Source organism: Nocardia sp. bgisy134 (genome assembly GCF_057708325.1).
Genome location: NZ_JBYIRW010000023.1, coordinates 118,204 through 131,422 on the forward strand (window position 1 = coordinate 118,204; position 13,219 = coordinate 131,422).

A 13,219-nucleotide genomic window follows, 5' to 3' on the forward strand; every position below is an offset into this window, starting at 1 on the left:
CGGCAAAGATACGGCCAACGAGCCCGCCCCGGCCCGGTTTCGCGCAGACGCCGACCGCGCCGGACGGACTCTCGGCCTCACCGTGCCGCGCGGGCCGAGAACGCGGCCGCGAGCAGCACCGTCACCCCCTCCGCCGTGCCGGTCACGCCGAGCGCCCGCGCCGCGGACAGCGTGGACGCGCCCGCGAGGCTCAGGAACACGGTTCCGAAGGAGGCGATGCCAACGACGATACCCAGTTGGACGTGCGTGACGAGAATTCCGCTGGCGTCGGCGGCCACCGCGCGGGGAACGTTCGCCAGCGTGCGGGTCATCAGCGGTGTGAAGGCGAGGCCGAAACCCATTCCCATCAGTCCGAAGACGACCAGGGCGACCGGTCCCGGCTCGGCGCCGTCGCGCAGCATCGCCGCGAGCGCCGTCATGGTCGCGGCGCCGAGGACCAGTGCGAGCGGAACCATCGCGCGGTGGAAGCGCCCCGGGACGCGCTGCCAGTTCAGGCTCGCGACGGCGAAGGCGGCCCCCATCGGCACGAACACCAGTCCCGCGTGCAGCGCGGTGTAGCCGAGCGTGTTCTGCAGGTGGATGGCCATGACGAACATCCAGCCGCCAAAGGTCGCCATCACCACCAACAGTGTCGCCGCGGTGAGCAGCAGGCCCGGTGCGCGCAGCGCCTCCCGCGCGAACAGCGGCGCACCGCCGCGACGGGCCACGTGGCGTTCGACCAACACGAACGCGACGGCGCCGAACACGCTGGCGCCCAAGGCGATCCATGTCCACCTCGGCCAGTCTTGTTCGCCGCCGAGCACCAGCGGCACCACGAGCAGCAGGACCGACACGGTGAGCACGGTGAGCCCGGCCAGATCGAGCTTCCGGTCGAAACGCGGTCCGTCGGACGGCAGTACGCGCGGCGCGAGTACCAGCAGCACGGCGCCGACGGGCACGTTCACGAGGAAGACACCCCGCCAGCCGCTGCCGAAGAGATCGGCGTCCACGATCAGTCCGCCCAGCACCTGGCCGACGACCACGCCGCCCGAGATGATGGCGGAGTACACGCTCAGCGCCTTGGCCCTGGCCTGCCCGCTGAAGTCCCGCTGGATGAGGGTCATCACCTGCGGAATCATCGCCGCAGCCCCCGCACCCTGGATGAAGCGGAACACGATGAGCGACACCGCGTTCCAGGCTAGCCCGCAGGCCAGCGAGGCGACAGTGAACAGCGCGAGACCCGCGATGAAGGCGCGCCGCTGGGTGAAGCGGTCGCCCAAGCGGGCTCCGGTGACCAGCAGCACCGCGTAGGCGATCACGTAGCCGGCGACGATCAGCTGGAGCGCGGATCCGCTGGTGCCCAGCCCCGAACGGATCGACGGGATGGCGACATTGACGATGGAAGCGTCGAGCACGGCCATGAACTGACCGGTGAGGATGATGGCGAGGATGGCCGCGGCGCGCCACGCACCGCGCGCCGCGGCGGCCGTGTCGGCAAGGTCTGGGTCATGCGATCGAGCTTGCGCGCTCGCCGACACCGGTAACAGGAGCCCGATAAAACTAGTACTGGCACCACCTGGATAAGCCGGGCGCGATCGGCGACGATCACTGTATGACCGATGCGGTGGATGCTCGCGCCCTGCGCAAGGCCCGGCGAAACGAACTGGGAGCCTTCCTCAAATCGCGGCGGGCCCGCATCTCGCCCGGGGATGTCGGCCTGCCGCCCGGCCCGCGTCGTCGCACTCCAGGACTGCGCCGCGAGGAGGTGGCGCAACTGTCCGGTGTCGGCGTCACCTGGTACACCTGGTTGAACCAGGCATAAGGGGTCGCTATGTAGCGCGCACGGTTCGCGGAAGTTGGCTGTGGCGGCGGGGTGGGAAGTTTCTGCGGCTCGACGGACAGCAGCCGTTCTGTTGTCGTATGTAGCGCACCCTGCTGGCCAGGGCGGCCGGGGCTAAGGGCTGTGAAATCGTTAACGGTAGCCAAATAGAGATGCTCCCAAAGAGTTTGGCATGGGTCTATGTCGCTGTGCGCATCTGACAATGTCATCGTGTGGGTGATCGTGAGCCTGCCGACAAGATCGAGTGCGTCGAGGGGGCTGCGGCGAGCACGATGATCGTGAGCGCCCGTCGCACGTGCGGACGTCGACCCGCAACAGTTCCAGTTCCAACGAGGTGCCGTCGGGCGGTTGAACCGGAATCGTGCAGAGTCAGTACTGCTTACGTACGGACTGCAGCAGCGACCACGCGGCGTCGACGGCGGCGCGGGCGTCGCGGTTGCGGCGGTGAGCCTGCTGCTCTAGCGCTTGTATACGGCCGAGCTCGCGAGCGGTGTCTTGTCGGCGCAGTTCGGCCAGCCAGTGACGATGACGCGCGACGCGTTCGTCAGTGAGATACTCGGCGGTGATAGCAGCGAGCAGGTCGACCATGAGCTCTCGCTCCGTGCCCGTAGTCGTGGTGATCGGGTGGCCCAGATGCACTGTCAGGTAACCGGGTTCGCCGAGGCTGATCGCGCGCGTGGGGCTCGTGCGCCCGGTCCACTCGGGATTGAACTGCACCGTGGCGCGCGGGTTGCCCATCTGCTGGTCATCGATGGTTAGGCCGAAGAATCGGAACACCACCATGGGTCGGCGTTGGGCGAACCCGTCCCCAAACACCTGATGTTCGGCCATGTCGGTGAATACCAGCCCGTGCACGGGGGCGGCGTCGGTGGCCGAAAGGGTATAGGCGGCACCGTGCTCGGTGCAGTTGGTGTGGGTGCTGAGAGTGAATGTTGCTATGGGCATGACAGATCCAGTTGTCTCTCCAAGGAAGGGGGTGCTCAGTTAACGGGCGGTGTCGGGCCAGCTCGGACGGGTGAACGCGTGCGGGATCTCGGTGACCAAGGCCCGGATAGAACTGCGGCGTGCAAGGGCGGTATCGGTGAAATCGCAGTGACGATCTCGGGTGGCAATAGGTGGTGGTGGCACTGTGCGGTGTAGAAGCGGGTCTCGATTCAGCCGTAAGGTTTGACCGTGGTATCGGTTGCGTCGTGGAAGCGCCCGAAAAATTTGTTGTCGGCGTGGTCATACTGCATGCGAGCGCCGCCGTTGTAGAGGGACGGCGCTCGACGGGCCAGGTACTAGACCGTGTGGTCTTACATGTCTCGCGAACGAAGTGCGCCCCACCAAACGGACTGCCGCATCGATACGCGCTGAGTGACCCGATCGCGATCGAAAAGGCAGCGTGCCAATCTTTCGGCGCCCATGTCGGGGCAAACGATCTATCAGCCACGGCCCACAATGCAAAAGCACTCAGTTCCGAATGGCGCCGGCCATCGGACTTCCGGTGCTCGGATGGTCGCTGCAGCTCTAGAGATCCAGTCGTGTCGCCTGCCAATTCACAACCTTCAGGTCACCGTCGTGCTGATGCCACGCGATCGTGTATCGATGCTCGAGTTCGCGTTCAAGTCCCTTCATCTCGGCCTTGATCGTCACGATCCCACTTAAGAAGGCGACCCCGCCCTTGATCCGCAAGCTGTCGTCCCGCGTGTCGATCGTCAGATACTTCGCCTTGCCCGATCGAAGCGTCTCGAGGAGCGTGTCCTTGGTGTCGATCTGGCCGCTAGCGTGAATCCACAACATGTCGTCGTCGAAGAGTCGTGAAAGCTCCTCGATATCACTGCGGATCTGCGCTTCTCGTCGCCGCAGATCCGCAGCGTAGATCTCGGCAATGTTCATTCCTGTGCTCCTCGCTCATTGCTTGCTGATCGACATCCGAGCGCCCATCGTCTGCACGTGGCCGACAAGCCGAGGAGCGCTCCCGGCCTGTGCTGGTGACGCGTCACCGACCCCTGGTGTCTCGGTGGACCACACGACATCGAGTGCTCGTGCTGGATAAGGCACCGTCACGCCGCTCGTCTGTTGGCCTCGACCGGGAATTGCGATGCGGGCCGGAGCGGGATACCAAGAGGGCGTCGAGGGCATCGGCCGCATGCCAACCCTTCCAGGAGTGGTCCACTATGCGATCCGGTCGGATCGGATAGTGGAACGATAGCGACAGCTTGTTCGACGGTCAACACATCGGCGGCGCCCTGTGATGGGCCATCGTCTGTGCCGCCAGCGCGGTCAACGCCGACTGACAGGACGGGGGACCTGCCATACCAACAACGGCGGCGCCAGTTTCGAGCCGGCCCGAGCGAGCAAAAGGGGTCAGCTCCGCCCCGCTGCTGCTCACCACCTTCTTATGACGGCGCCGATGGTCGGTGGCGCTTCATACCTTCCAGTTCGGCATGCCTCCGTCGACGTCTTCGGCGATACGCTGAGCAGTAGCGAAAGGTGAGCACATGTTGCCTGCTGTCCGGAGACCGGCTGGTCTGATCACTCCTAGCCGATGACTGATGATGATCCTTTGCGTACTCGTCGTGAGGTCGTAACGCCTCTCGCGGCGGAATTAGCGGTGGCCGGGTTCGAAGATGCGGTGGAGATCGGTCGGGGTGGTTTCGGAGTGGTATATCGGTGCTGGCAGCCGGGGTTCGATCGAATGGTGGCGGTGAAGGTGTTGACCGCGGAGTTGGATGCTGACAACCAGGCCCGGTTTGTTCGGGAGCAGCGGGCAATGGGCCGATTGACCGGGCACCCGAACATCGTCACGGTGCTGGAGGCGGGAGTCACCGAAAGTGGAAGCCCCTTCTTGGTGATGCCGTATCACCCGCGGGATTCGCTGGGTGCATGGATCCGCAAGAACGGTCCGCTTGCGGTGCAGGACGTGTTGAGAATCGGGGTGAAAGTCGCTGGAGCGCTGGCCAGTGCGCATCGGCTGAACATTGTGCATCGGGATGTGAAGCCGGGAAATATTCTGCTCACCGAGTATGGAGAACCGGCGTTGACCGATTTTGGTATAGCGCACATCGTCGGTGGATTTCAGACGTCGGCAGGCACGCTGACTGGATCGCCGGCGTTCACCGCTCCGGAGGTTCTCGAGGGCGAGACCCCGACCTCGGCCGCGGATGTCTACGGGCTGGGAGCCACTCTGTTTTGTGCACTGACCGGGCATGCCGCGTTCGAGCGTCGTAGTGGTGAGAACGTGGTGACCCAGTTTCTGCGGATCACCACCCAGCCAGTGCCGGACCTGCGAGCCAGCGGCATACCTGATGATGTGTCGGCGCTGGTGTCGACGGCGATGAGCCGGGATCGCCGGGAGCGGCCGTCGGCGACGAAGCTCGGAGAGGCCATCCAGCAGATCCAACAGCGTCGCGGTTCAGTAGTGAGTGAGATGGCGGTGCAGGGCGAACCGATTCTCGAACACCGGCGCCGCACGTCATCGGAGCGGAGAAGCCCCGCGTCGCTTGCGGCGATCGGCGGCGGCAGCGGTGGTTTACCGCTCGAGTTGACCAGTTTCGTCGGCCGGCGCGTTGAGATGTCGGAGGTGAAGAACAGGCTGGCCACGTCCCGACTGGTGACGTTGACAGGCACTGGGGGCGTTGGCAAGACGAGGCTGGCGCTGCGCGCCGCGACACGGGCGCGAGGCGATTTTGCCGACGGGGTGTGTTTGGTCGACCTGGCCGAGGTGTCCGATGGTTCCCTACTAGTAGATGTGATGGCGGCGACCCTTGGGGTGCGGGATGAGTCCGCTCGACCGCTGCGCGAAGTCTTGATCGAGGTCGTGAGCTCCCGGGAAGCTTTGCTCGTATTGGACAACTGCGAGCAAATTGTCGAGGCTGTCGCGGAGTTGGTCGAGGCGTTGCTGCGGACCTGTCCGGATGTGCGGGTCCTGGCCACCAGCCGCGAACCGTTGAACATCGCAGGGGAGGCGGTGTTGCGGGTGCTGCCACTGACCGTCCCGGATCCGCACCGAAAGCCGATGCTCCTGGGGCTGCCGCGCTTCGACGCCGTGACACTGTTCATCGAACGTGCCGCCGCGGCCGTGCCCGGCTTCGAACTCGATGAAGACAACAGTGCTGCCGTAGCCGAGATCTGTGCCCATTTGGACGGGTTGCCGCTGGCGATCGAGCTCGCCGCAGCTCGGATGCGTACACTCTCGCCTCAGCAAGTACTGGCACGGCTCGTCGACCGGTACACACTACTGACCCGCGGCAGCCGCACTGCACCGACACGGCAACAAACCCTGCAGTGGTGCATTGATTGGAGCTATCAGCTGTGCACCCCGGTCGAACAGCGACTGTGGGCTAGGCTTTCGATATTCGCGGGCAGCTTCGACCTCGACGCCATCGAACAAATCTGTGGCATCGCCCGCACCGCTGATTCGGAACCCGACGCCAGCGAGCAGAATGCGCTGGATGCACTGTCCTCCCTGGTCGACAAATCGATCCTTATCCGAGAGGCATCCGGCGCGGTCGTGCGTTTCCGTATGCTCGAAACGCTACGAGCATACGGTTGGCAGAGGCTGCACGGCTCCGGCGAATACGAGGATCTGCGCCGACGACACCGCAACTGGTACCAACAGCTGGCACTCGACGCCGAAACCGAATGGGTCAGCGACCGGCAGCCCGAGTGGTTAGCCCGCCTCGACCGCGAACAACCCAATCTGCGCGAAGCCCTCGAATCGTGCCTGTCCGAGGACAGCGACGAGGCCGCCGTAGCAGGACTGCGCACTACCGCCGCCCTGTTCGAGTTCTGGAGTTTCCGCGGTCTGTACGGTGAAGGCCGATCCTGGCTCGACCGCATTCTCGCCCACCCCAGGGCGCAATCGATACCCCACCGCGTCGGGGCTCTCTGTGTCGACAGCCAGATGGCCGCCCTGCAGGGTGATTTCGAGTCCGCACGCACCCTCCTTGCGCAAGGGCGAACGGTCGCCGAACAAGCGCCCGCTGCAGCCGCGGAGGCGCGAATTGCCTACGCCGAAGGCATTCTGGCACTCACGAGCGGCGAACCTGTCAATGCGACCGCCGCGTTCGAACGTGTCGTCGAGGCATCAACCTCAAATAGGGCCGGAACTCGCTACATCAGTGCGCTGATGTTCCTGGCTTGGGCATATGAATTGCGAGGTGAGACAACTCGCGCGATCGAGCTGTACCGTCAAGTGCTTTCACTCACCGAAGTCCTCGGTGAACTGCACTATCGTTCAGGTGCGTTGCGCGGCTTGGGCGTTGCCGCATGGCAGCAAGGCGAGCGATTCCAGGCCCGAAAGCTGCTCGAAGAAGCGCTGCGCGTGAACCGGCGCTTGAAGAGTCCCTATGTGATTGCCTTCAGTCTCGCGGCGCTGGCCTGGACTGTCGCCGATGACAGCGACGCCGAGCGCGCGGCTGTTCTGTTGGGAGCTGCGGAAGGACTCTGGCCGGCGGGAAGCAATGTAAGGAGAGTGTTTCCGAATTTGGCCCGCTTCCACGACGAATGCGAACGGGCTACACGTCATGCTCTCGGCGCACGAGGATTCGACTCGGCTTTCCGGCGAGGCCATGAGATGGGGATGGACGCCGCTGTTGCCTATGCACTCGGAGAGCCCACCGGCATGACGCCGGCATCAAACCTGTTCGCGAAATTGACAAAGCGTGAGCGGCAAGTCGCCGACCTGGTAGCCCGGGGGCTCAGCAACAAGCAGATCGCAGCCGAACTGGTGATCTCGCAGCGCACCGCTCAAGGCCACGTCGAACACATCCTGACCAAGCTGGGATTCACTTCGCGCGCACAGATCGCGGCTTGTGTGGCGGAGGAGGCACAGCGCGAGAGCCTTTGACAGCGTGGTCCGCTCATGACTTCCTGCATGGCGTGGTTGTACCGTCACCGCGCGGCCGGGCAACTACGCGGTGACGGTACACCGCGCCATGCAGCAGTGGCGCGGGCCTGGGGGTGTGCCGCCACCGTGGGGGTAGTCACGGTGGCGGCACGCGCGCCACGGCGGGTAAGTGTGGCGCGGGCTCTTAGGATGTGCCGCCACCGCGAGGCAGGGAGGTCTTCACGGTGGCGGCACGGCGCGCCATTGACGGTTGTGGCGCGGGTTTCAGGGGCGCTGCTAGAGCGCCTTGAGTTCTTCGGTGACTGTGCCGACGGATTTCTTGGCGTCGCCGAAGAGCATGGAGGTGGTGTCGGCGTAGAACAGCGGGTTGTCGATGCCGGCGAAGCCGGAGTTCATCGACCGCTTGAGCACGATCACGGACTTGGCCTGGTCGACGTTGAGGACCGGCATGCCGTAGATCGGGCTGGAGGCGTCCTCGCGGGCGGCGGGGTTGGTGACGTCGTTGGCGCCGATGACCAGGGCGACATCGGTGCGGCCGAACTCGCCGTTGATGTCGTCCATTTCCTTCATCGCGTCGTAGGACACCTCGGCCTCCGCCAAGAGCACGTTCATGTGCCCGGGCATGCGACCGGCGACCGGGTGGATGGCGTATTTGACCTCCACACCCTTCTTCTCGAGCAGCTCGGCCATTTCCTTGACCGCGTGCTGAGCCTGGGCGACGGCCATACCGTAGCCGGGGACCACGATCACCTGGTTGGCATAGGCCATCTGGATCGCGGCATCCGCGGCGGAGGTGGCCTTGGCCTGCTTCTGCTCGCCACCACCGGCACCGGGTGCGGTGCCGCCGCCACCGAATCCACCGGCCACGATGGCCGGGATGGAGCGGTTCATGGCCTTGGCCATCAGGTTGGTCAGGATGGTGCCCGACGCGCCGACGATCATGCCCGCCACGATCATCGCGGTGTTGTTCAACGCCAACCCCGCCGCCGCGGCCGACAGGCCGGTCAACGCATTGAGCAGCGAGATGACCACGGGCATGTCCGCGCCACCGATCGGCAGCACCACCATCAGGCCGAGCACACCGGCGGCCAGGAGCAGCAGCACCATCCACCACCACGGTGCGCCACCGTCGGCGGCGCCCAGGCCGATGACCACGGCCGCGGCGATCGCGACCACCAGCAGCAGCAGGTTCAGCGGCTGCTGGAGGCGGCCGATGCCGATCGGCTTGCCGGGCAGGATTTCCTGGAGCTTGCCGAAGGCGATCAGCGAGCCCCAGAACGAGACCGAGCCGATGATCGCGGCGAACAGCGAGCCGACGATGATGTGCACGGTCGGTTCTTCCCCGTGCTGGAAGTCCGAGAACCCGGTGGTGCCGAGGAATTCGGCCCATGCGATGAGCGCGACCGTGCCACCACCGACACCGTTGAACGCGGCCACCAGCTGCGGCATCGCGGTCATCTTGGTGAACCGCGCCGGTGGCACACCGAGCCCGACACCGACGACCAGGCCCGCGACGATGATGATCCAGTTGCTGGTGTCGCGCACCGCGATCAGGGTCGCGATGACCGCGATGCCCATACCGACCGCGGCGATCCAGTTGCCGCGCACCGCGGTCTTGGGACCCGTCAGGCCCATCAGACCGTAGATGAACAGCGAGAACGCGACGATGTAGAGGATGTTGACCAAGTTGTCCATGACGTTTACTCGCCCGCCTTCTCGACCGCGGCGACCGGCTTCTTGCCCTTGAACATGCCCAACATCCGGTCGGTCACCACGAAACCACCGATGACGTTCAGGGTTCCGAAGACCACGGCGACGAACAGAATGAGCTGGATGCCGATCGAGGGATCCTCCACCCGGCCCAACGTCACCAACGCACCCAACACCACGATGCCGTGAATCGCGTTGGTACCCGACATCAATGGCGTGTGCAGAGTGTTGGGGACCTTGGAGATGACGGCGAAACCGACGAACCCGGACAGCACCAGGATCGCGATGTTCGCCAACAACTCGGTATACATCAGTTCACCTCGCCGTCGATCGGGTTACGGGTCACGCAGGAGTCGGCCAGTATCTGATCACTGAAATCTGGTCGCAGCACGCCGTCTTTCAGCATGAGCTCCAGCAGAGCCATGATGTTCTTGGAGTAGAGCTCCGAGGCGTGCTCGGGCATCGTGGCGGGCAGATTCAACGGCGAGGCGATCGTGACATCGTGGCGCACAATGGTTTTGCCCGGCTCGGTGAGTTCGCAGTTACCGCCGGTCTCGCCGGCGAGATCGACGATGACGCTGCCCGGCTTCATGCCCTCGACAGCGGCGGCGGTGACCAGCCGCGGGGCCGGGCGACCCGGCACGAGCGCGGTGGTGATCACCACATCGAAACCTTTGATCGCCTCTTCCAACGCCTGCTGCTGCTCGGACTTCTCCTCGTCGGTCAGTTCCCGGGCGTAACCGCCTTCACCCGCGGCGTCGATACCCAGGTCCAGCCACTGCGCACCCACCGACCGCACCTGATCGGCGACTTCCGGGCGCACGTCGTAGCCGGTGGTGCGGGCGCCGAGGCGCTTGGCGGTCGCCAGCGCCTGCAGGCCCGCGACACCCACGCCGAGCACCAGCACCGTCGCCGGCTTCACCGTGCCCGCCGCGGTGGTCAGCATCGGGAAGAAGCGAGTGGACTCCGATGCCGCCAAAAGCACGGCCTTGTATCCGGCCACATTCGCCTGCGAGGACAACGCGTCCATCACCTGCGCACGCGAGATACGCGGAATCGCCTCCACCGCAAACGCCCGCACGCCCGCCGAATACAACGCCTTGATCTTGTTGTCCGGGCCGCGCGGCGCGAGGAAGCCGATCAGCGTCTGCCCGATCGGCATTCTCCGCACTTCGGCATCGTTGGGTGGCGCCACCTTCACCACCACGTCCGCTGACCACGGATTACCGATCGTCGCGCCGGCATCGACGTAGTCGTTGTCCGAGATCAGTGCTCCGAGTCCGGCGCCGGGCTCGATGATCACCTCCACGCCCTGCTTCAAAAGGCTCGGAATGACCTTCGGTACCAATGCCACGCGCCGTTCGTCCACGTTCGTTTCACGAACCACGCCGACGCGGGCTTTTCGCGACACTGCGGCATCCGCGGTGTGCTTCGTATCCATTGGTGAGGCTTCCTTACTTGCGCTTGCGGCACTAGTTTCGACGTGACCGCTGGCAACTCATTTCGGTTAATCGAGGTTATCTGAAATGTCAGTTATTGTCTACTAACTGATCTAGGTATGGCGCGGTGGCGTGCCGGGCGGGATGAGGGAGAGTGGTTGGGGGTCAGGCACAATGGATTCTGCGGATCCATCTCACGGATCGCTGATCAGGGAAGGGTCTCTGACGAAAGGGGGCTCATGTCTCTGGTCTGAAGAGGTCTGTAATGCTCAAGGGTGCGGGGGAGAGTGGGCGCCTGGGTGTCGTTGTGGCACAGATTCCGTCGAGGGTCAGGGCCAGGTAGCGACGCCAATTGTTCTGCTGCGCTGTGTGAGTGAGGGCGACCACGGGGCCTATCATGATGATAATGGTGTAGATGTCGGATGCTTCGACATCGGGCCTCAGATGGCCAGATTCTTTGGCGCGCCCCAGCAGCATTGTCAGGGGTTCGTCGATCGACTTCTGGATGAAGTCGAACAGTTTCGTTCCTTCCCGGACTCTGGACAGCAACTCGCAATAGGCCCGACTGTTCGCGACTTGCTGACCGGCGTACTCCAATAGTTGCCTAAGTCCTTGCCAAGAATCTGGATTCGCTGAAGCGAGTTCAATTGCCGCAGCGAATTCCTCGACATACTGCCGCTGCACCTGAGCGATCAGCTCCTGCTTGTTTGCGTACCGCCGGTAGATGGTTCCGATACCGACGCCGGCCAGTTGGGCGACCTCGTCCAGGGTGATGTCCACTCCGTTCTCGCCGAGTAGGCGATGTGCGGCGGCATAGATGCGTTGTTGGTTCAGTGCGGCGTCGGAACGTAATCGCCGAGGCTTTGTCGCTGCTGTACCACCCATGTGAATCAGTCTGTCGCTGACGCATGTTGGGGACCGGTCGTCACTCTCTGCCGCCCTTCCCGTTCGCGATCGGCGTTGCTGGCTCGATCGGTTGTTGCTTCGTATCCAGGAACACCGTTCCGATCCAATCGCTTCTGTTGGTGGGATGCTTGGGCCTCCGTCCGGTCGGGGCGGGTGGCGGAGCTGGCTCCTTGGAGTCAGCTTGGTTGTAATGGCGCATCGCCATTGGCGGTGTCGCAGGGTGCTGATCGGTCAGGCGCGGACGATGAGGGCGTCACCTTGGCCGCCGCCACCGCAGAGCGCGGCCGCGCCGATGCCGCCGCCACGGCGGCCGAGTTCCAGTGCGAGGTGCAGCACGAGGCGTGCGCCGGACATGCCTAATGGGTGGCCGATGGCGATGGCGCCGCCGTTGACGTTCACTTTCTCCGGAGCGATGCCGAGCTTGCGGGTGGAGGCGATGCCGACTGCAGCGAATGCCTCGTTGATCTCGACCAGATCCAACTGCGTGGGCGAAATACTCTCGCGGGCACAAGCTTTCGTAATGGCGTTGGCGGGCTGGTCTTGCAAGGTCGAGTCTTCACCGGCGACCATGCCTGTCGCGCCGATCTCGGCAATCCAGGTCAGGCCCAGGTCTAGTGCCTTGGTTTTGCTCATCACTACTACCGCTGCGGCGCCGTCGGAGAGCTGTGAGGCGGAACCCGCGGTGATGGTGCCGTCCTTGCGAAACGCGGGTTGCAGTTTGACCAGGGACTCGACGGTGGTGTCCGGTCGGATGCCCTCGTCAGCAGTGAACAGTAGCGGGTCGCTGTTGCGCTGTGGAATCGACACCGGCACGACCTCGTCCTCGAACAGGCTGTTCTTCCACGCGGCCGCGGCCTTCTGATGCGAGGCGGAGGCGAAGGCATCCTGGTCCTCGCGGCTGATCTTGTCCGCCTCGTTGCGCTGCTCGGTGAGGGCGCCCATCGGCTGATCGGTGAAGATGTCGTAGAGGCCGTCGTAGGCCATGTGGTCGCGCAGAGTGGCGTCGCCGTACTTGTAGCCCTCGCGGGAACGCTTCAGTAGGTGCGGTGCCTGCGACATGGACTCTTGGCCACCTGCTACCACGATTTCGCATTCGCCGGAGCGAATCAGCTGATCCGCCAATGCGATTGCGTTGAGTCCTGACAGGCACACTTTGTTGAGAGTGAGTGCGGGTACGGACATCGGAATGCCGGCGGCGACTGCCGCCTGGCGGGCAGGGATCTGGCCGGCGCCTGCGGTGAGTACCTGGCCCATGATCACGTAGTCGACCTGCTCCGGCCAAATCCCGCTCTTCTCCATGGCTGCCTTGATGGCGACGGCGCCGAGATCGGAGCCGCTGAAGTCCTTCAGCGATCCAAGCAAGCGGCCCACCGGGGTGCGTGCCCCGGAAACGATGACCGATTGAATTGTCACGATGTAGCCCTCTCTGTGGTTCGTAGTTGTCGCGCGGAAACGCTTCCCAGCGCTCAGACCCCGAGTTCGACCAGTAGGTCTCCGCCCTCGACCTGCTGT

General features: G+C 64.3%; 9 protein-coding genes and 1 pseudogene. 2 read left to right on the forward strand and 8 right to left on the reverse strand.

The annotated features are described in order from the left end of the window. Window positions 1-77 precede the first annotated feature (77 nt). Window positions 78-1,517 (reverse strand): MFS transporter, encoded by a 1,440-nt coding sequence (locus AC3ERS_RS31720; protein WP_431971813.1) that lies wholly within the window; start codon window positions 1,515-1,517, stop codon window positions 78-80. Between the two features lie 74 nt (window positions 1,518-1,591). Here AC3ERS_RS31720 and AC3ERS_RS31725 point away from each other — a divergent pair. After that, window positions 1,592-1,795, forward strand: a pseudogene (locus AC3ERS_RS31725) (transcriptional regulator); the annotation flags it as partial. Between the two features lie 393 nt (window positions 1,796-2,188). On the opposite strand, the gene AC3ERS_RS31730 reads toward AC3ERS_RS31725, so the two are convergent. Both AC3ERS_RS31730 and AC3ERS_RS31735 read right to left on the reverse strand, forming a co-directional pair. Continuing rightward, window positions 2,189-2,764 carry a hypothetical protein gene (locus AC3ERS_RS31730; protein ID WP_431971814.1) on the reverse strand — a complete coding sequence of 192 codons (576 nt, stop codon included), beginning with the start codon at window positions 2,762-2,764 and terminating at the stop codon, window positions 2,189-2,191. A gap of 564 nt (window positions 2,765-3,328) precedes the next feature. After that, window positions 3,329-3,697 (reverse strand): nuclear transport factor 2 family protein, encoded by a 369-nt coding sequence (locus tag AC3ERS_RS31735; protein ID WP_431971815.1) that lies wholly within the window; start codon window positions 3,695-3,697, stop codon window positions 3,329-3,331. A gap of 652 nt (window positions 3,698-4,349) precedes the next feature. Between AC3ERS_RS31735 and AC3ERS_RS31740 the strand changes: the two genes are divergently transcribed. Further along, the gene (locus tag AC3ERS_RS31740) at window positions 4,350-7,652 is read left to right on the forward strand and encodes a protein kinase domain-containing protein (protein ID WP_431971816.1); all 3,303 of its coding nucleotides are present in this window, start codon (window positions 4,350-4,352) and stop codon (window positions 7,650-7,652) included. 276 nt (window positions 7,653-7,928) lie between these two features. Here the strand turns inward: AC3ERS_RS31740 and AC3ERS_RS31745 are convergent, their stop codons facing one another. The 5 genes from AC3ERS_RS31745 to AC3ERS_RS31765 all read right to left on the reverse strand — a co-directional run bounded on the left by AC3ERS_RS31745 (window position 7,929) and on the right by AC3ERS_RS31765 (window position 13,114). Continuing rightward, window positions 7,929-9,347 (reverse strand): NAD(P)(+) transhydrogenase (Re/Si-specific) subunit beta, encoded by a 1,419-nt coding sequence (locus AC3ERS_RS31745; protein ID WP_431971817.1) that lies wholly within the window; start codon window positions 9,345-9,347, stop codon window positions 7,929-7,931. A gap of 5 nt (window positions 9,348-9,352) precedes the next feature. Next, the gene (locus AC3ERS_RS31750) at window positions 9,353-9,673 is read right to left on the reverse strand and encodes an NAD(P) transhydrogenase subunit alpha part 2 (RefSeq protein ID WP_431971818.1); all 321 of its coding nucleotides are present in this window, start codon (window positions 9,671-9,673) and stop codon (window positions 9,353-9,355) included. After that, window positions 9,673-10,803, reverse strand: coding sequence for a Re/Si-specific NAD(P)(+) transhydrogenase subunit alpha (locus tag AC3ERS_RS31755; RefSeq protein WP_431971819.1), 1,131 nt, complete (start codon window positions 10,801-10,803; stop codon window positions 9,673-9,675). The genes AC3ERS_RS31750 and AC3ERS_RS31755 overlap by 1 nt, the downstream gene beginning before the upstream one ends. A gap of 235 nt (window positions 10,804-11,038) precedes the next feature. Then, window positions 11,039-11,686: a TetR/AcrR family transcriptional regulator gene (locus AC3ERS_RS31760; protein WP_431971820.1), complete on the reverse strand. Its 648-nt coding sequence runs from the start codon at window positions 11,684-11,686 to the stop codon at window positions 11,039-11,041. A 252-nt stretch (window positions 11,687-11,938) separates the two neighbouring features. Beyond that, on the reverse strand, window positions 11,939-13,114 hold the full coding sequence (locus AC3ERS_RS31765) for an acetyl-CoA C-acetyltransferase (protein WP_431971824.1): 1,176 nt from the start codon (window positions 13,112-13,114) through the stop codon (window positions 11,939-11,941). Window positions 13,115-13,219 lie beyond the last annotated feature (105 nt).

Excerpts from the sequence above, each read along its gene's own strand:
- AC3ERS_RS31735 (WP_431971815.1), bottom strand. The coding sequence starts at position 3,697 with ATGAACATTGCCGAGATCTACGCTGCGGATCTGCGGCGACGAGAAGCG.
- AC3ERS_RS31730 (WP_431971814.1), bottom strand. The coding sequence starts at position 2,764 with ATGCCCATAGCAACATTCACTCTCAGCACCCACACCAACTGCACCGAG.
- AC3ERS_RS31750 (WP_431971818.1), bottom strand. The coding sequence starts at position 9,673 with ATGTATACCGAGTTGTTGGCGAACATCGCGATCCTGGTGCTGTCCGGG.
- AC3ERS_RS31760 (WP_431971820.1), bottom strand. The coding sequence starts at position 11,686 with ATGGGTGGTACAGCAGCGACAAAGCCTCGGCGATTACGTTCCGACGCC.
- AC3ERS_RS31740 (WP_431971816.1), top strand. The coding sequence starts at position 4,350 with ATGACTGATGATGATCCTTTGCGTACTCGTCGTGAGGTCGTAACGCCT.
- AC3ERS_RS31755 (WP_431971819.1), bottom strand. The coding sequence starts at position 10,803 with ATGGATACGAAGCACACCGCGGATGCCGCAGTGTCGCGAAAAGCCCGC.
- AC3ERS_RS31745 (WP_431971817.1), bottom strand. The coding sequence starts at position 9,347 with ATGGACAACTTGGTCAACATCCTCTACATCGTCGCGTTCTCGCTGTTC.